This is a genomic window from Roseibium sp. RKSG952 (assembly GCF_009711355.1).
Genome location: NZ_SMMF01000131.1, coordinates 1 through 279, shown reverse-complemented (window position 1 = coordinate 279; position 279 = coordinate 1). Strand labels below are relative to the sequence as shown.

1 protein-coding gene is annotated in these 279 nt (G+C 55.6%); it reads left to right on the top strand.

Annotated elements, in window-relative coordinates:
- Window positions 1–279 (top strand): transposase (locus E1297_RS00305; RefSeq protein ID WP_196223069.1); only part of this gene is annotated, 279 nt, incomplete at both ends.

The window sequence follows — 279 nt, the reverse complement described above, 5'->3', positions numbered from 1 at the left end:
GATGAATCCAAGACGTTCATGGCCATAGGCGAAGGGTTCGCCAGCCACGAAAGCGTCAATCACTCTCAAGGTGAATATGTTCGCGGAAGCACCCATGTGAACTCGGCCGAGGGCTTTGGATCCCGGAACCGGCGAACCGTCATTGGTGTCTTTCATCACATCAGTCAGAAACACGCGGGTCTTTATTTCCACGAGATCGGCTTTCGGTGGTCACAGCGGGTTGTGGCAGGAACTGCCGTTCGCCGGACAAAGAAGGGACGTGAAGTGACCCGCACACTC